Origin of the sequence: Aureibaculum sp. 2308TA14-22 (assembly GCF_040538665.1) — a bacterium.
Taxonomy (GTDB): domain Bacteria; phylum Bacteroidota; class Bacteroidia; order Flavobacteriales; family Flavobacteriaceae; genus Aureibaculum.
This window is the reverse complement of record NZ_JBEWXT010000001.1, coordinates 885,922-904,487: the sequence shown is the minus strand read 5'-3', so window position 1 is coordinate 904,487 and position 18,566 is coordinate 885,922. Positions and strand designations below refer to the sequence as shown.

The 18,566-nt window shown below is 33.2% G+C and carries 14 protein-coding genes; all 14 read right to left on the bottom strand.

Annotated features, from left to right (window positions below; all coding sequences use genetic code 11):
* Nucleotides 1-20: 20 nt before the first annotated feature.
* A complete protein-coding gene (locus tag U5A88_RS04030) occupies nt 21-1,664 on the bottom strand; it encodes a L,D-transpeptidase family protein (protein WP_354203982.1) in 1,644 nt (547 codons plus the stop codon).
* A 171-nt stretch (nt 1,665-1,835) separates the two neighbouring features.
* Nucleotides 1,836-3,119, bottom strand: coding sequence for a DUF2851 family protein (locus tag U5A88_RS04025; protein ID WP_354203981.1), 1,284 nt, complete (start codon nt 3,117-3,119; stop codon nt 1,836-1,838).
* 3 nt (nt 3,120-3,122) lie between these two features.
* Nucleotides 3,123-4,430, bottom strand: a complete 1,308-nt coding sequence (locus U5A88_RS04020; RefSeq protein WP_354203979.1) for a M20/M25/M40 family metallo-hydrolase — start codon at nt 4,428-4,430, stop codon at nt 3,123-3,125.
* A 16-nt stretch (nt 4,431-4,446) separates the two neighbouring features.
* Nucleotides 4,447-5,808: a pyridoxal-phosphate dependent enzyme gene (locus tag U5A88_RS04015; protein WP_354203978.1), complete on the bottom strand. Its 1,362-nt coding sequence runs from the start codon at nt 5,806-5,808 to the stop codon at nt 4,447-4,449.
* A gap of 91 nt (nt 5,809-5,899) precedes the next feature.
* Nucleotides 5,900-6,892 (bottom strand): glycosyltransferase, encoded by a 993-nt coding sequence (locus U5A88_RS04010; RefSeq protein WP_354203976.1) that lies wholly within the window; start codon nt 6,890-6,892, stop codon nt 5,900-5,902.
* 102 nt (nt 6,893-6,994) lie between these two features.
* Entirely contained in the window at nt 6,995-8,182 is a 1,188-nt protein-coding gene (locus U5A88_RS04005; RefSeq protein WP_354203974.1) for a T9SS type A sorting domain-containing protein, read from the bottom strand.
* Nucleotides 8,183-8,299: 117 nt separating this feature from the next.
* Nucleotides 8,300-9,112 (bottom strand): enoyl-ACP reductase FabI, encoded by an 813-nt coding sequence (locus U5A88_RS04000; RefSeq protein ID WP_354203972.1) that lies wholly within the window; start codon nt 9,110-9,112, stop codon nt 8,300-8,302.
* A gap of 57 nt (nt 9,113-9,169) precedes the next feature.
* On the bottom strand, nt 9,170-10,825 hold the full coding sequence (recN, locus tag U5A88_RS03995) for a DNA repair protein RecN (protein ID WP_354203970.1): 1,656 nt from the start codon (nt 10,823-10,825) through the stop codon (nt 9,170-9,172).
* 102 nt (nt 10,826-10,927) lie between these two features.
* Complete coding sequence (locus U5A88_RS03990; protein WP_354203969.1) at nt 10,928-12,163, bottom strand: ATP-binding cassette domain-containing protein; 1,236 nt, start codon at nt 12,161-12,163, stop codon at nt 10,928-10,930.
* A 16-nt stretch (nt 12,164-12,179) separates the two neighbouring features.
* Nucleotides 12,180-13,526: a putative oxidoreductase C-terminal domain-containing protein gene (locus tag U5A88_RS03985; RefSeq protein ID WP_354203967.1), complete on the bottom strand. Its 1,347-nt coding sequence runs from the start codon at nt 13,524-13,526 to the stop codon at nt 12,180-12,182.
* A gap of 74 nt (nt 13,527-13,600) precedes the next feature.
* On the bottom strand, nt 13,601-14,980 hold the full coding sequence (locus U5A88_RS03980; protein WP_354203965.1) for a Gfo/Idh/MocA family protein: 1,380 nt from the start codon (nt 14,978-14,980) through the stop codon (nt 13,601-13,603).
* 46 nt (nt 14,981-15,026) lie between these two features.
* Nucleotides 15,027-15,776, bottom strand: a complete 750-nt coding sequence (locus tag U5A88_RS03975) for a ThuA domain-containing protein (RefSeq protein ID WP_354203963.1) — start codon at nt 15,774-15,776, stop codon at nt 15,027-15,029.
* Nucleotides 15,777-15,788: 12 nt separating this feature from the next.
* Complete coding sequence (locus tag U5A88_RS03970) at nt 15,789-17,036, bottom strand: DUF6807 domain-containing protein (RefSeq protein ID WP_354203961.1); 1,248 nt, start codon at nt 17,034-17,036, stop codon at nt 15,789-15,791.
* A gap of 4 nt (nt 17,037-17,040) precedes the next feature.
* Entirely contained in the window at nt 17,041-18,543 is a 1,503-nt protein-coding gene (locus U5A88_RS03965) for a sulfatase (protein ID WP_354203959.1), read from the bottom strand.
* Between the last annotated feature and the right edge of the window lie 23 nt (nt 18,544-18,566).

Sequence of the window (18,566 nt, the reverse complement as noted above, 5' to 3'; positions counted from 1 at the left end):
ATTATTCCAGACCGTTTTTGTTAGTTACTGTTTATAGCTAAACTTCTAATCAGTTTTTTATCCTCTTTATAAATATCTTTGTAAAAAGTAATTTTACCAATGCTATCAGCTTCAACGGAAACATAATACAAGAATACCGGTAAATTCTTCTTCATTGGCATCCACTTTTCTTTCCGCTTTTTTATGTAAGCATTAACCGTATCCATTGTAAACCTATTCTTGTCTTTTTCCAGCAAATAATCTGCTAAATCTAAGGCGTTTTGCACTCTTATACAACCATGGCTATAGGCTCTTAGTTCTCTATTAAAATGTGATTTAGTAGGGGTATCGTGTAAATAAATAGCATCTTTATTGGGGAAAATAAACTTAACAAAGCCCAAAGCGTTTATGCTACCTCCTTGTTGTCTGAACTTATAATTGAAATTACTTCTGTTCACTTCGTTCCAATCTACAGACGTAGGATCAATTTTTTCTTTATCCTTACCTATTACCTCATAATTATTCCTAATTAAATAGGTAGAATCCTTTTTAGCCTTTACCAAAATTTCTCGTAGCGAAATCTTTTTTGGCACATTCCAATAAGGGTAAGCTATTATATATTGCAAAGAATCTATTATTTCAGGAGTTTGATTTTTAACGCTTCCCACCACCACATTATATTCTTTGGCAACTTTATAATCGTTGACCACTTTTAATCGATAGGATGGTATATTTACAAATAAATAATCTGAAGGCCAATTGTCTTTCCACCTCCATCTTTCTAAACTTGCTTTAATTTGCTGATAGTATTCGTAAGGACTTACCGATAAAGCATTAGCGGTATTTGTACCTACCAGACCATCGGCTTTTAAGCCATGATCTAGTTGAAACTTTTCCAAGGCACTGGCAAAAAGGGAATCTTTATGTTCTTCTGTTAAGTAGTTGTGTAAAATTAGAGCTTTTTTAGCTTGAGAAACTGCTTTTACCGAATCCATTCTAAAATTTTCTACTTTAATACTTTCAGTAGAAAGGCTTGAATTCTGTAAAAATTTTACTAACCCTTTCTGTAAGTTTCTGTACTCCTTATGTTTAGGTTGAAACTCTATCAACTTCTCTATTAGGCTATCTTTTTCGTAAGCTATCTGTACATACTTGGGTAAATTGATATTAAATTTTTTGCGGGGCAAAATAGACACTTTATTTAAAGAATCTAAAACACCATAATTTAAATGCCTACCAAACCGCATATACTCATAAGACAACAATGCTTCCAAGTGGCTAAGCAAAGCGTATCTACTTTTTTTATTTTCGGTTTGTTCAATTTTCTTGTGAATAGCTCTTAACTCATTTATTGGGTATAATCTTGTATCCAATCCATAAGCATTGGCATCTGACAACGTTTCTAATAATTTGGTACCGTTAGTGTTTAGTGTAATGGAATCGGACACCCATAATGTTGAATAGTTAATGTTCTTATACAAGGTTTCTAACCAATGTAGGCTATCTATTTGAATTTCATTTATCTTATCGGATAGTATAGAATTGCGATTAGAGGCAAAAAATTGGTTAAACTCGGCCCTGTAGTCTGTCTTTGGTATTTCAATAATCGGTTTTTGACTCTTTTCTGCACACGACATAAATAGAGCAAAAACAAAAATTAGGAGAGAATTTATTGTCTTTTTCATATGAAAACCAATTTGCAAATTTAACAAATTAATTTTCACACTTTCTGTGATTATTATATTTTTCATAGTTGTAGGTTTTTTGATACTACAAATCTATGCTAGAAGTGAAAGTCCAAAATGACACTTTCCCGTGAAAATACAATCCCTGAATATAGGGGTTTCAATACTTTTTTAATTGCAATTTTTACTGATTAAGCTTTTACCTACAACACATTCCAAGCATTTTTGTTTTTCACAATAATTATTCTTTAGCTGCAGCAATGCTTGTGTTTCTAATGAAGATTTAGATGTTACACCTAATTGATTAAATTTATCAATAATACTGTTTTTTTCGGGTTTTAACTCCGTAACGATGTCTATTATCTCTGTTTCATTTAATTTATCAATAGATTTTAAATACATGAATTTCAATGGAATGATTGTATTTATTAATAATAAATCAATAAAAGGTTTAGTGAGTTTTTTTTGACTCTTTTTTGACTGAGATGTGAATGAATAATGTGTTTTCCAAAAACTAGAGACTGAAATATCAAAAATTTCATAATACTCTTTTACGTTAGAAACCGCTATAATTTTAGAAAATAGGTTTTGCTTCTGACTAAATAAAGCTGCCAATTGAGCAATACGAATTGTCGGAAAATTGTTAGGTCTTAACCTAAAAAATTGAACAGCTATATTCTCATTGTTAGTTAATTGATATTTGGATTTTAAGAAATTATATTCTGTCTGCAAATCAATATAATAAGAATCCTGAATATCTTCATCTAATAAATTACTTTGTCCGAACAACAAGGCTTCCAAAGCGATTAAGCTATGCGATTGTTTTCTAATAACACTATACTCCAACTGATTGGCAAGGTTAAAAAAGGCATCCCCGTTTACTTTAAGCCCAAAGTTTTTAGCTAACATTTTAAATAATACGGCTTCCCAATCGTTTTTAGAATCTAAAAGCAACCTTTTAATTAACTTAGATTTTTCTTCTAACCTTTCAATATATAGTCTTTCTAGCCAATTAGAAAATTGAAATTCATTAATGTTATTTATATCATTTTCACAATTAATCCATTTACGTTGAGACGAGAATAATTGTAGATAGTTGTTTAATATATCTTTTTGGATATAGCTTTCTAGAACTAAAGTTGGGATTACACTATTGTCTTTTCTATATACATTAATATCGTGCTGCCAAACTACATGTAAAATGGTATTGTCGTAATTACTGTCTTTTTCATGACCATGTACATACCAATCAGAAGATTTTATGTGAATCTCTACATTACCCGCCCAAAGTTGATTATCTATTTCTAGTTTAGCATTAAAAAAATCAGAGCCTGAATTAAAGTTATGTTCTCCACTATTTAGTATTACAACACGTTCTTTTTGGGTAGTCAGTAATTTTTCTGTTGAAAATAATTTATATTTCCATATATAGTGTAAAAAATCTTCTTTAAACATTGATTATTTCTGGTTAATCAACCTATAAATAAGAATTGCCGTCCTTTTGGTCAAATCTTCAATAGTGTTTAGGTTTACCGTCTCATTCGGAGTGTGTGCACCATTACCCATCGTACCCAATCCGTCAAGGCAATCTACATATTCTGCAACAAAAGAAACATCCGCCGCTCCTCTTCTACCCGGATCATAGGCTTCTACTCCACCTTGGTTCAAATCTTTACTTACCTGATCTAAAACTTGTAATAATTTATGGTTACCCTCTGTTGGTCCCATAGCGGGATAGCTATCCGTAAAACTAATTTTAGCAGAAGTATGTGGTAAGTTGTTGGCAACAATTTCTCGCATTTTTTCCCTTGCGTTCTCCTTTTGTTCTTCAGAGATAAAACGTAGCCCTCCACTAACATAGGCCATTTGAGCCACAACATTACTTTTCCCAAAAGCCGAGCCTTTGCTCAGTGCTTCATCTAAGTTGAGTGTTGTGCCACCCAAAATCACACCTGGATTAAAAGTTAGGTACTGTTCTCCCTTTACTTTGGTATAAAATTCATTTAAAATCCTTGAAATTTCAAAAATAGCACCTGCACCTACCCGCTCGTTAAAAACACCTGAGGAATGTGCACGCTTACCAGAAACCTCAACCTTCCAACCAGAAGAACCTCTTCTAGCTACTGTGGCATTGTTAAAACCAGTTGACGTTTCAAAACCCAAGGCAATATCGCTTCGTTTAGCAGCTTCAACTAAATCTTTTCTACTGATACTTATAGGTTTTCCACTACTCTCTTCGTCACCTGTATAAGCTGCTATTATTTGAGCATTCTTTAACAATCCATTATCTGCCAAGGCTTTTAGGGCATATAACATAATCACATCACCACCTTTCATATCATTGCCTCCCGGTGCATGGGCTATACTGTCATTTACCATCGTAAATTCTTGAAACTCGCTATCTTCTTCAAAAACAGTATCTAGATGTCCTATTAACAATAACTTTTTGCCTTTTACCTTTTTAGGAGAAGATTCCGCAAATAAATGCCCAGAACGGTTAACTTCAGACATGTCTATCCAACTTGTATTGAACCCAATGTTTTCATAGGCTTCTTTGAAGACCATACCTACTTTTTTTACTCCATCATGGTTCATTGTACCACTATTAATGTTCACTACTTTTTTTAGAAAAGTAATCGCATCAGTGTTATTTGTTTCTATTGTTTTTAAAAGCTTCTTTTCGTTTTTGGATAGTTTCTGAGCAAAACTAAAACTTGTCAGTAGCAAAAAGTTGATACATAGAATTTTGATAAGGTTTGTTTTCATGGTACTATATTTTGAGTTAATGTATGGCTGAAATTACATCATATTTGGTAATAATTTGATAGCTTCCATTATCTAAATCAACTAGAACAGCTTTATTATCCTTGTTTATTAGATTAGAAATTTTATCAATTGGTGCGTCTTTTTTTACAATAGGAAACGCTTTTCGCATTACGGCTTTTATAGGTTTGTCCGCTATATTTTTATCTTCAAAATAGAGTTTGAACAGATCGCTCTCATCTATTGAGCCTACAAATCCATTTTGGTCTTCAACAGGGATTTGAGAAATATCATGCTTACGCATTCTTTCTATAGCATGAGAGACCAGCTCTTCAGTTTTTGCAGTAATGAGCTGACTGCTCAATCTGTCCTTAATTAAATCTATTGCCGTGGTAATTTCTTCATCTAAAAAGCCGCGTTCTCGCATCCAATCATCATTAAACATTTTCCCCACATAACGACTACCATGATCGTGAAACAATACCACAACAACATCTTCAGGTTTAAAATGCTCTTTAAATTGAAGTAATCCCTTTATTGCGGAACCTGCAGAATTACCACAAAAAATGCCCTCTTCTTTTGCTAATTTTCTAGTAAAAACGGCAGCATCTTTATCCGTAACTTTTGTAAAACCATCGATGATATCAAAATTTACATTTTCTGGTAGAATGTCTTCACCGATACCTTCAGTTATGTAAGGATAAATCTCATTCTCATCAAAAACACCTGTTTCGTGATATTTTTTAAAAACTGATCCGTACGTATCTACTCCCCAAATTTTTATATTAGAGTTTTTCTCTTTAAGGAATTTACCAACTCCAGAAATGGTTCCTCCTGTACCTACACCAACCACAAAATGTGTTATTTTACCATCCGTTTGCTCCCAAATTTCTGGTCCGGTTTGCTCGTAATGAGCCAAACTATTTGAAGGGTTATCGTATTGGTTTACATACCAAGAATTTGGGGTTTCGGTAGCTAATCTTTTAGATACGGAATAATAAGAACGAGGATCTTCAGGCTCTACATTGGTAGGACAAACGATAACTTCTGCATCTACGGCACGTAAAATATCCATTTTTTCTTTGGATTGCTTATCGCTTATTACACAGATTAATTTGTAACCTCTAACAATAGCAGCCAACGCTAAGCCCATACCAGTATTACCAGATGTACCTTCAATTATTGTTCCTCCAGGTTTTAACCTTCCATCTACTTCGGCATCATCAATCATTTTAACCGCCATCCTGTCTTTTACTGAATTTCCCGGATTAAAAGTTTCCACTTTGGCCAATACCAAAGCATCAACTTCCTGAGTTATAGTATTCAATTTTACCAGTGGTGTATTACCAATAGTCTCTAATATGTTTTTTGCGTATTGCATCTTTGAGTGGTTCTATTTTTCTGTTTGTAGTTAGTGGTTAAAAGTACAAAAAACATAAACCAAATTCATTATTTAGTTATGCTTTTAACTATTATCTAAACATCTCTGGGAAAGCTTGTTTTGGTGATTTACCCACTAATAATTTAACCTTAGAACGTAAAAAACCTAAACCATAACCAAAAAACATTACCAATGTTGCCCAAATACTTAAAAACGCAACGACTATATTCTTGCTTTTAATAAAGGAGTCTAATAAAATAAGTATTAAATAAATTGAGAATAAAGAAATAAACCATTTAAAATTAAAAAGTAGACCAATTGTTGATAGAATAAAGCCAATTACAAAAACACTTGGAAACCAATACGTTATTTTGGCTGTGTTTGGGTGCAATTTATTTAAGATAGGTCTTGCAGCACCAAAATTAAAAGTTTGTTTAAAAAAACTTTTCCAGCTAACTCTTCTCTTATGGTAAACATAGGCTTCTTCAATGAATTGAGTTTCAAAATTGTTTTCCCACAACCTAAAAGTAAGGTTGATGTCCTCACCGAAACGCATAGCGTTAAAACCTCCTGTTTTTTCAAAAGCTCTTTTAGACAATCCCATATTAAAACTTCGGGGTTGGAATTTTTTTAAGTTTTTATTTCCTCTAAGTCCTCCTGTGGTTAAAACAGAAGTCATGGCATAATTTATTGCTTTTTGAATTTTGGTAAAAGATGTATGTGCTGCATCCGCACCTCCATAAGCATCTGTAAAACTATTAGAAAGTCTATCTGAAACAATTGCTAGATAGTTTTCTGGTAAAATACAGTCTGAATCTAAAATGATAAAATAATTGCCGTTGGCATGTTGCATACCAAAATTCCTGCTTAAGCCTGGGCCTGAATTGTCTTTGGTTAAATAGTTAATATCAAATGCATCCTTAAAACTATCAACAATATGTTTAGCAGTTAAATTAGAACCATCTTCTATAACTAATACCTCAAAATCTTCTTTAAAATGTTGTGAAGCAATGCTCGACAATAGTTCGTCAAGTTCATCTGGACGATTATAAACTGGAATTATTATAGAAAAGTTAAGATTCAATTAATCATTTTTTAAAGCTCAAAGGTAAGAAATGCAATTGTAAATTATAGGTATAAAAAAAGCCCTCAAATTGAGAGCTTTTAGAATATAATTTAAATGTAATTATTTTTTAAGGATTTTAAATGTTCCGCTACTACCTCCAACATAAGCTTTTACAAAATAAGTTCCTGCAGGTAAATTATTTAAATTTAAATCAGCTTGTACATCATTCTGATTTACTCGCATAATTTCTTTTCCTAAAATAGAATATAAACTAACTTGTTGAATATTCTCATTAGCTCTCATTTTTAATACTTTATCAACCGGGTTTGGGTAATAGGTAAATCCTTTATCCAAAATTTTATCAATTGATAAGGTCGAAGATGTTATAGCAAGATCAAAAGTTCCTTCAGAATTATCTACTGTTCCACTTGGATATGCTATATTAATATAATAAGTTGTACCATTCGTTGAGGCGAAAGTTACACTTTCAATAACGTCTATCGTACCAATATTACTATCATCAACACAAGTAAAAGTACCACAAGACCCTGTGTAAACAGTTATTCCTAAATCCCAAGAACTAGGAGCTGCCGTTACTGTAATATTACCTCCATCACCTATCATTTTAAACCAAACACCGTCGTTCATATCTACGCAGCCGGTAGCTGAGATAAAACCAGCATTATTTGTTGCAGAAGTGGCGTCGTAATTTGCATTGTGTGGTAAACTACTGATTACATCAGCATTAGCACAATCGTCATTAGTTGGTGCAGATGGCATTGTACCTACACAAACATCAAAAGTTGTAGTAGCACCACTGGCAGTTGAATTACTGTAAACTCTAATAAAATAGGTATTACCAGCTGTAAGACTGCTTAAATCAACACTTTCTGGATCACTACAATAAATTGGCGTATCAGAAGCCGTGGTTGGACAATTACCGGATACTCCTCCGTTAAAAACATTCATATATAAGTCAGAAGTACTACCAGCTATATTCGATAGTTGAACTTTATGTGATGCGTCTGTAGCAACAAACTTAAACCATACATCATCATTAGCTTTTGTAGCAACACTAGGACAACTACCTGTGGCACCATCAGATGCCAAAGAAGATGCAGTAGCATCTACCAATGTTCCTGCAGTAACAGTTCCACATAAATAATCTGTATTTACTGTTAAAGTTATAGCATTGGCACAATCGTCATTAGCAGGTGGAGCAAATTCGCTTGCATTCACTTGCGATAATCCTGTAAACACTAAGAAAAACGCGATTATTAATCCGTATGTAGTTTTTCCTTTCATCATTTCATTTTTTGATAGGTTGATAATACCTGATAACGCATATTTTCTTAAAAAATTATAAAAAAATGCAATAAAAATGATAATTGTAAAAAAGCAACTAATAAAGGGTTTATCAAACGATTATTCCTTCATAAAATAATCCATAACTGACTGACTAACACCCATATTAGAAAAACCTCCATCATGAAACAAATTTTGCAATGTTACTTTCTTTGTCAAATCAGAAAATAAAGAAATGGTATAATCTGCACAATCTTGGGCAGAAGCATTACCTAATGGTGACATTTTTTCGGCATATGCAATAAAACCATCAAAGCCTTTAACACCCTGCCCTGCGGTAGTTGGAGTAGGTGATTGTGAAATAGTATTAACCCTTACTTTTTTGTCAGTTCCAAAAAAGTAACCAAAACTTCTGGCAATGGATTCTAAATAGGCTTTGTTGTCTGCCATATCATTATAATCGGGAAAAACACGTTGTGCCGCCATATACGTTAATGCAACAATAGAACCCCATTCGTTCATTGCATCTTGTTTATATAAAATGTTCATTACTTTGTGGAATGAAACTGCTGAAACATCCCAACCTTTGGTAGTAAAATCGTAATTTGATTCTGTGTAATGTATTTTTTTTCTGACATTTACAGACATTCCAATAGAATGCAATACAAAATCTAGTTTTCCGCCTAAAATTTCGGTAGATTTTGTAACTAAATTTTCTAAATCTTCTAATGAAGTGGCATCAGCTGGTATAATTTCAGAACCTGTTTTTTCAGCTAACTTATTAATTTCGCCCATTCGCATAGCGATTGGGGCGTTGGTCAAGACAAATTTTGCACCTTCTTCGTGAGCTCTTTCAGCAGTTTTCCAAGCTATGGAATTTTCATCTAAAGCACCAAAAATAATTCCTCGTTTTCCTTTTAATAAGTTATACATATTTAGATTTTTTAAGGTTTTACAAAATTAATGAATATTTTAAATCAATACTATGCATTATTGATCTAGTAATTGTTTTGCATGTACAACGGCAGTCTCTGCAATATCTTTTCCGCTCAGCATCTCTGCCAATTCCTGAATTCTTTCCGCTTCAGATAACTGTTTTATGTTAGTAGAAGTTTTTTTATCCTTATCCGTTTTATACACTTTAAAATGATATTTTCCTTTTGCTGCAATTTGAGGCAAATGTGTAATGGCAATAACTTGCATCTCTTTACTCATTGCTGACATAACAGTAGCTATTCTATTTGAAACTTCGCCCGAAACACCAGTATCTATCTCATCAAAAATTATAGTGGGTAAACTGGAATAATTACATAAAATGGATTTTACCGCTAACATAATTCTGGACATTTCACCACCAGAAGCAATTTTCTTCAAGGTTTCAAAACTACTCCCTTTATTTGTGGAAATTAAAAATTCCAGTTCATCTTTACCATTACCAAAAAAGGTTTCGCTTTTTTTAAGGTTAATTCTAAAAGAAGTATTAGGCATTTCTAATTTATTCAGTAACGCCTCCAATTGTTTAATTAATTCTGGAATTGCTTTCTTTCTGTTGCTATGTAAAATTTCCGAACTTGAATTTAACTGTTTTTCTACTTCTAAAATTTCACTTTGTTTTAACTTTACAATTTCATCTGCATTTTCAACGGCACTTACTTTTACTTCTAAAATTTGTTTTTTCTCTAATAAATCTTGAATGGTATTTACTTGGTGCTTTTTTTGCAAATTGTACAGCAACTGAAGTCGATCATTATATTTTTCAATTTCCTGAGGACTGTAATCTATACCATCGTTACTGTTCTCCAATTCGTTTGAAATATCTTCAAAGTCAATTTTTAAACTTGCAACCCGTTCTGATAAATTTTCATATACTTTGCTGTACTTCCTCAATTTTTGAAAAATACCAGCATATTTTTGTAAGCTATCACTTAGGCCAACCTCTTCAATATCAACCAACTGCTTAGCTTCTGTTAAGAGTAATTTAATTTCTTCAACATTATTCAGTTTTTCTAACGTTTCTTCTAAAAACTCCTGCTCATCTACTTTAAAATCAGCATCAATTAATTCATTCAGCAGAAAAGAATTATAATCGTGTTGACTTTGAGCTTCCGTTTGACGGTTTACTATTTCTTCTAGTTCTTTATTTAGTTTTTTATAAAGCACCAAACCTTTCTTGTAAGAAATTAAGGTCTTTGAATTATCCGCCAAAGCATCAATTACCAAAAACTGAAAAGCATTATTTGCCAATTGCAATGTTTGATGCTGCGAATGTACATCAATCAATTTATCGCTAAGATCGGTTAATACAGAAAGTGTTGTTGGTGTATCATTAATAAAGGCACGTGATTTTCCACTCGGTAAAATTTCACGTCTAATGATAGTTTGTGGTTCAAAGTCTAAATCGTGTCCCTCAAAAAAAGATTTTAAATTGAATTTATCAATAAAAAATTCACCTTCAATTATACATTTTTCCTCTTCGTTTTTTAGGCTTGATAAGTCTGCTCGTTTACCCAGAATAAGCCCCAATGCTCCTAAAAGGATTGATTTTCCAGCACCCGTTTCTCCAGTAATAATTGAGAAGCCTTTTTGAAAATCTACTTCCAAATAATCAATTAAGGCATAATTTTTAATGGATAATGATGCTAACATAAGTGATGTTAATCTGTTTTAATACTAATGTACTCTAATTAATTACTCTTTAGGTCAAATGCTTGAAATCTTGACCAAAATTAAGTCTTTTTTATTGAATAACTAAAATTTTAATTGCCCGATTGAACCATTTTTAGATGGAATTAGTTCGTAAATATTAGTTGGAAACAATGATTTTTCAACAGTATGAGAAACATAAAGTACGGTTATTTTAGTACTATTAATTAAGGTATTTATTAATTGCGTTACCAACTTTGCATTCTCTTGGTCTAGACCTTCTACAGGCTCATCTAATATTAATAACGGAGGTTGTTTTACCAAGGCTCTAACAATTAGAATTAAGCGTTGTTGCCCTAATGTTAAACTATTAAAGTACGTGTTTTTTAAATGACTCATTTTAATAACCTCAAGCCATTGTGCTACTTTTTGTTGCTGTAAATCCGATGGTTCTCTGTATAATCCAATAGAATCATAGAATCCAGATAAAATCATTTGATTAACAGTATGGTTTCTTTTAAATAACTCCGTTAAATTGGTAGAAAAATGACCTATCTTCTTTTTTAAATCCCAAATACTCTCTCCACTACCTTTCTTTTTGTCAAAAATAGTAATGTTTTGACCGTAAGCTTTCGGATTATCGCCGGTAATTAATGATAAAATAGTACTTTTTCCAGAACCATTTGGGCCAATTAATTGCCAAAACTCCCCTTTCTTAACTTCCCAAGTAATGTCTCTAATGATGGGCTTTTCGTCATAACTGACCGAAACTTTATCAAATTTTACGATGCTTTTACATTGCTCATTAAAAGACAATAACGAACTTGGAACGTCAGATTTAAAAGTATTCTGTATTACCTGTGCGACTTCGTTAATTTCGGATAACTGAAAGGAATTGTCTTCAATGAGCCACTTGTTATTTATAAATGGCAAGAAACTTTCTTTACGATTAGTCAATTGAATTATTGAAATAGTTTTGGACAATTCTAATAGCCTATTTGACAAATCTATTCGCGATTGATGGTCTAAGTGGTCAAAAGGGTTATCAAAAATAATATAATCAGGATCTTGATTTAAGCAATACTCCAAATAGGCTTTACGCCGTTCGCCTGAAGAAAATGTTTTTAATTGTCTATTTTCTGATTGTGTTATTTCAATAGTATGATGTTTATGTTCTTTTTCAATAAAATCGGCAATTGCCAAATCAGAAAACAATATTCCTCTTTGTTTATTAAAAAATGCTAACTGATTGGGAGCATCGCCAGATAAAATCTTTTTTACAAAGCCTTTTTTATTGACTTTATTATTGAGTATTATTCCGAAATGATTTCTCTTTTTCAAAGATTTAATTATTGAATCAATCTACTTTTTTTTCACTTTCAACTCGTTTTAAAGCCTCGGTCGTTGTGTAGTATTTTACAATCATATTGGGCACTTCCCATTTAGGCATAGTGCCTGATTTTAAATATTTTAAAAAGTTTTTGGTTACCTGTTCAAAATGTGCTTCATGCCCGATTTTGTATTTATCGGGTACATTCACCGCGTACGTAAAATCATCGATAGGTTTTAATTCCAATCCAGAATATTTTTTGCCCAAAGTAACGCCAATAGCCTTTTTTAATTGGTTTTCAAAGTCGGCTTTGTCCGTATTTTCGTTTCGCTTAACATAGAGCTGCGGCTTATAATTTTCTTCAGTTCCCTGTTTAATAATTAAATCGGAAGTTGTACCTCTCATTATACTATAATGTGTATCACCAGCTCCTTTAGGAGCTTCAAAATCCCAAATTACAGACGTTTTGGCAACTTTTCCTTTTATTTTATAAAGTATAGAGCCATTGCAATAAATTTTAAGTTTATCCCCTTCAACATCTTTAGTTAAATATTCTGGATAATCGTTTGCTCCCGTAACTTTTTTAAACATTTCTATGCTCAACGTTGTAGCCCAATGTTTCACATTCAATATTTCAATATCGGATTTCTTTAGGGTTTGATTTGGAAAAGCTTCCCACTGAATTAGATCAACTAAATGAGTAGAAACATCAGTCAAGCCTTGTCCACGTTGTTCAGTATCAAAAAACCAAGCGGGTCTAATCAACGGCTTACCAGCAACATTTTTTGAAAAATGATGTACACTTTCTTTTGTAATGGCAGGATTTTCAGGCGTACCATCTATTAATGTTCCAAAAACTTCAGAAATCATAGAAAGTTCTCTTTGCAAAATTGTAGTAATTTCAAACCGTTCCGTCATTACATCGTAAATCAATAACTCTTTAGATTGAGCCCTTTTAAAAGCCTCTTCTAATTCCAAAAACCCTTCAGGATTTATTACTAAAGGTTTATCTGCATAGACATGGATATCAGCATCAATGGCAGCATTAATATAATCTATTTTCTTATTGTTTTTACCCGAAACAACCATCACATTTCCCTTTCTTTCTTCAATCATCTTTTTTAGAAAATCACTACCACGGTAAACCTCTTCTGTCCAATTTGTAGGATTCTTTTCACGATCATTAAACCCATCAATTAGTTTTAAATGATTATCTATATCACTTCCTTCAGGCCCATAAACATATACGGTATCATTAACTCCACTATACATAGACTTTTGAACCAAAGCGGCGTGAAAGTGACCCGGATTCAACGTAATTAAGGTCACTTCTCTTTCTTTTTCTAAAACTTCATTATTTGAGTGTTTATCCATATGTTGTTTATCATTCTTACAAGAAAGAAAAACTAAAAAAAATAGTATTAGCAGATACTTATCAAACTTCATTTTTAAATACCTTTTATATTGTTTACACCATAAGGTTTACGTTGCGGACGTGATAACATCTTATTCGCTTCGTCATCATTAAGGAATCTCTCGGTATCTGGATTCCAATTTAATTTTCTTCCTAATTTCATAGCAATATGCGTTATTAAGCAAACCGAGCAGGCTCTATGTCCAATTTCTACTGGTGAGATTGGAGCTTTTCTACTTTCAATACACTCTAACCAATTGCCATGTTGTTCATCGCTTTTATATAGATGAATTTCATTAGAGCCAATAACGGATTCCAATATTTTTGGATCGCTAGCTGATAACGCTTTTGAACTTTTTTCTTTTGCAACGGGATCAGATGCAGATGCCGTATAAGCACCACGCGATACAAATACCCAGCCATCAGTACCTATATATTTAATACCGTTAGTATAACCGCCACTGGTGTACATGGTTATTCCGTTTTTATATTCTGCTTTTGCCATAAAATCGCCATGAACGCTCCACAATCCTGATTTTGGGAATTCAGCTATAGCTTCAATAGAAATTGGTCCGGTTAATTCGGTATCCATACCCCAAGCTGCAGAATCGTAATGATGCTGCCCCCAACCTGTAATCATTCCTGCACCAAATTGCTCTATTCTTAGCCAACCCGGCCTGCCATATCCTTGTTGTGGATGCACACCAATTTCCGTATAATCCATTAAGGGGGTTTGCCCTAACCACATGTCATAATTCAAATTTGAGGGTACTGGCATTTTAGGTGCTTCAGGTCCTGAAGGATCTCCAGGCAATCCTACCTTTACCGTATGCAGTTTTCCAATTCTACCATTTCTTACTAATTCAGCTGCAATTCTGAATTGAGGCATAGAACGTTGTTGCGTACCTACTTGCAAAATAGATCCTTTCTTTTGAATTATATCACTTAATAACCTTCCTTCTTCTAGGGTTAATGAGGTGGGTTTTTGCAAATAAACATCTTTTCCAGCTAACGCAGCTTCAATAGCGGGTTGCGAATGCCAATGGTCTGGCGTACTAATTACAACAGCATCAATGTCCTTGTTTTTCAACATATCCTTATAGTCACCGTACATCTTAACATCCACAGCTTTATTACTACCCGTTTTTTTGCGGTAATAGTTTTCAACTAATTCTTTTGCATCCTTCATACGATTACTATCGACATCACAAACAGCAATTAAACGAGCGTTATCATATTGCATTACACCAGGCATATCATGATCTCTAGCTATTCGTCCACAGCCTATCTGACCAATATTAATTTTTTTGTTTGCCGTGGTCTTTCCAAGTATACCTGAAGGTAAAATGGTTGGTGCTAAAAATGTTGCCGCTCCGGCTACTGATGTTTTTTTTATAAAATTTCTTCTTTGCATTGTGTTTTTTTATGGTTCTGTATTTTTCGTATTATTTTTACTTTTTCTATTCTTCAATTTTTAATACCCAAAGTATTCCACCTCTAAGGTGTTTTCTAAAAGTTGGGTCGTCATAGGTTTCTGCGTCATGTCCCAGTGCAGTGTACCACTGCCTAGCACCTTCAAATTTATTTGTCCAACACAGTGGAAAATAATCACCAAAAATGTCATTTGGGTATTCTACTTTATGCTTATCCTCAACCGTTCTTAAATCAGCCGCGAGCAACACATTTATATTCGGATTTAAATTATTGGAATAATAGCATTCATCATCTACTTTCCATACCTCGGGCAAAAACTCAGTCGAAGGATGGTCTTCATCAATTATTGCTACGTCAAACTCTTGGTGAGGAGCATGTCGCACAAATTTACCTCCAACCAAAGCCCAATACCAAGGCCAATCTCTTTCAACCGCATTTGAAGAGTGAATACCAACATAACCACCGCCATTCTTAATGTATTTTTGAAAAGCTTCTTTTTGTGCATCAGTATCAAATACTTCATTATTTGCATTGGAGAAAATAATGGCATCGTATTTTTTTAAATTTTCATCTGTAAAAAGAGTAGGGTCTTCACTTGCTTCAGCTTTAATATTTTCAGCCTTACAAATTTCTTTTAATGCTTTGATGCTATTGGGAATATTTTTATGGACAAAACCTTTTCCGTTTTTGGTATAAATCAATACATGCTTTTCATCTTGTGCATACATATTTATTATGGCAAAAACACATAAAACTAGGAGTACTATTTTTTTCATGATTAAATTTTTCTATTTCTTAGAAATTATATTAATTTTTGGTGGATTGACAAAGCCGTGCCATGCTATTTCAGCCTGCTCAACACTTAAAGTACCATCAAATATAAGCATTCTGTATTTTAAACTGTATGTTTTTTGACTTTCAAGCTTCCAATCTTTATGACGAATAGGACAAAATTCAAAAAACATGTCACCCCTTCCTTCATTAGCATCTATAGGCCACACTCGCATAGGTTCGGGAAAATGTTTGTTTTCTTTATGACTCATAAAAAGGATTCCACCTTTGCCTGATTTTTTGTTGGTTGCACCTTCAATAATTGCCCAGCTAGCCGAAGTTCCATCAGCATTACTACGGTCTTTTTTTTCAGAAGTGAGTACTCTAGTATTGTCTTTGTTCCACAACTCTGTAGCTCTAAATCCTATTCCTCCACCGTAACGATACGCATCTAAAAGAATTCCATTTTTTAATGGGCTATTGATTTTGGTAGTGTAGTCAATTAACCAAGGTTTGTTATCGCCTAAATTCCAAGCTCGTATTTCAAGGTTTTCATTAATGGCTACACTATTTTTATCAGTAGCACCAAAATCAATATGCTCTTGTAATGCGGTAAAGCTCGTATAAATATCACCTTGAGTTTTATTTAAAAAATCTTTAAACAATACGGTACCCTGTCCTTCACCTAAATTCCAAAAATCTACATGACGATTATCAATTTTAGTTTTAGTCCATGGCCCCCAAATTCCATAATGATGATAATGATCTGGTGGGTGAATCCTGGTCAGCACTTCTCCTTCTGGTGTCCATAAGGGGTGAATAAATCCTGATTTTTTATATAGGGAGTCTATACCTTTAGGAGGATAAACCATTTTATATTGGTAATTTAAAATTGGTTGTTTTTTATAGGATAATTGCAACCCTCCATTAATAGTCTGTAAATTGATTTGCTGAGCAGATAACTTTTTCCTTCTTTTTATAAGAGCAAATTGACGTACTGTATTTTTAGGAGTAAACCCGTTCAAAATAAACCACAGCTCCCCTGTTTCTTTATTTATTTGCATATCCAACACTATTCTATCATTGGAAAGTTCAATCAATTGCAAATTATCAGCTATAGTAAGGACTTCTTTAGGTAATGAAGTAACAGCAACTGGACAATCTGTACGATTATATGCTCCGCTTTCCACTTCGAACCTAATTAATTCTTGAGCAGGTAAATAAATGTAAAACAGTACTGTTACTATAAAAATAATATGTTTCATGTGTCTATTTATACAAACCAGTGTTTCCTTGTTCTAGCAAAGGCAATAATTCTTGCACAACTTTGGGATTTTCTTTGGCTATATTTTTTGTTTCTAATGAATCATTTTCATGATCGTAAAGTTCAACTACGGGTTTTTGTTTTCTATAGTATTTGGTCAAACGATATTGTTGGGTTCGCATAGAAATACCATTTTTAAAATAACTATAGGCTACATCATCTTTATTCATGTCCTTGTCTTTCTCAAAAATAGTTGCAAAACTTTCACCATCCACATTATGTGGCAAATTGATATTACATAATTCTAAAATTGTAGGATAAATATCAACCGTTTCTTTAATTGTGAGGGTTTTTCCACTTTTTCTATTGGGTACTTTTATAATCAACGGACTTTTTAATGCTCTTTCGAACAAGGTGTGTTTTCCCCAAACTAAATGATCTCCCAAATGCCACCCATGGTCGCCCCAAAGAATAATGATAGTGTTTTGATCAAGGTTAAGGCTTTTTATTTGATTGAGCACCTTTCCAATTTGTGCATCTACATAGCTTACTGCCGCATAATAGGCATGGTTTATTTTTTTTGCATAATCATCACTCAATTGATTATTCAAACTGGGTTTTTCATCAGATAACTGATAACTTTTAAATTCGCCACTGTTTTGTAGGCTTTCCAAATCAACACCTTTAGGTATATACGGATTTGTTGACAATGGTATTTCTTCCCTGTCGTATAAATCCCAGTACTTTTTTGGAGCGTTAAACGGCAGATGAGGCTTAAAAAAACCTACACCCAGAAAAAAAGGTTGTTCTTTGTTTTTTAATTCTTTTAATTTAGCAATCGCTAAGTTCGCTGTCAATCCATCGGGGTAACCGTCATCATCAACTTTACCCGCTTCATAGGGCTTAACTTGCTTCTTTAAACTCTGTCGGTTTTCTCCATCAGCATATCCAAAAAAGGCGTTCCACCCTGTTTTCCATATCCCACTGTCAAAAAGAAATTCGTCCCAACTGTATGGCATTTCTTTCTTTGTTGATGGAGTTTCCTCATAACCATAAACCAAACCATCAACAGAATGGCTTATTTTACCAATACCAACAGTATAATATCCATTTCTTTTTAATTGGTGCACAAAAGATTCTGGCAGTTCAGATTCTTGCTTATTTGCAATTTCGGCTACAAATACATTGTTTGACAAATGACTTTTCTTTTTAGGCCTAAGACCTGTTAAAAGACTAAACCTAGAAGCTCCACAGGTGGGTACTTGTACATAATGATTTGTAAAAACCATACCCTCTGAAGCCAGTTTATCAATATTGGGCGATTTAACAACAGCGTTCCCATAACTACCTAGTTCAGGTCGCAGATCATCAACTGCAATAAATACAACATTTGGCTGTTTGGAAGCTTGTACCGTAGGCTCATCTTTCTTTTGGTTATTGCCACAACTACTTAGAACTAGTATTAGACAACAACATAGAAGTTTTTTTGAAGCTGATTTAAAATTCAAATTACTTATTTATAAAAGGGTAT

Bases quoted from the DNA above. Each gene is read 5' to 3' on its own strand.
- U5A88_RS04030 (WP_354203982.1), bottom strand. From the start codon at position 1,664: ATGAAAAAGACAATAAATTCTCTCCTAATTTTTGTTTTTGCTCTATTT.
- U5A88_RS04025 (WP_354203981.1), bottom strand. From the start codon at position 3,119: ATGTTTAAAGAAGATTTTTTACACTATATATGGAAATATAAATTATTT.
- U5A88_RS04020 (WP_354203979.1), bottom strand. From the start codon at position 4,430: ATGAAAACAAACCTTATCAAAATTCTATGTATCAACTTTTTGCTACTG.
- U5A88_RS04015 (WP_354203978.1), bottom strand. From the start codon at position 5,808: ATGCAATACGCAAAAAACATATTAGAGACTATTGGTAATACACCACTG.
- U5A88_RS04005 (WP_354203974.1), bottom strand. From the start codon at position 8,182: ATGATGAAAGGAAAAACTACATACGGATTAATAATCGCGTTTTTCTTA.
- U5A88_RS04000 (WP_354203972.1), bottom strand. From the start codon at position 9,112: ATGTATAACTTATTAAAAGGAAAACGAGGAATTATTTTTGGTGCTTTA.
- recN (WP_354203970.1), bottom strand. From the start codon at position 10,825: ATGTTAGCATCATTATCCATTAAAAATTATGCCTTAATTGATTATTTG.
- U5A88_RS03985 (WP_354203967.1), bottom strand. From the start codon at position 13,526: ATGGATAAACACTCAAATAATGAAGTTTTAGAAAAAGAAAGAGAAGTG.
- U5A88_RS03980 (WP_354203965.1), bottom strand. From the start codon at position 14,980: ATGCAAAGAAGAAATTTTATAAAAAAAACATCAGTAGCCGGAGCGGCA.
- U5A88_RS03975 (WP_354203963.1), bottom strand. From the start codon at position 15,776: ATGAAAAAAATAGTACTCCTAGTTTTATGTGTTTTTGCCATAATAAAT.
- U5A88_RS03970 (WP_354203961.1), bottom strand. From the start codon at position 17,036: ATGAAACATATTATTTTTATAGTAACAGTACTGTTTTACATTTATTTA.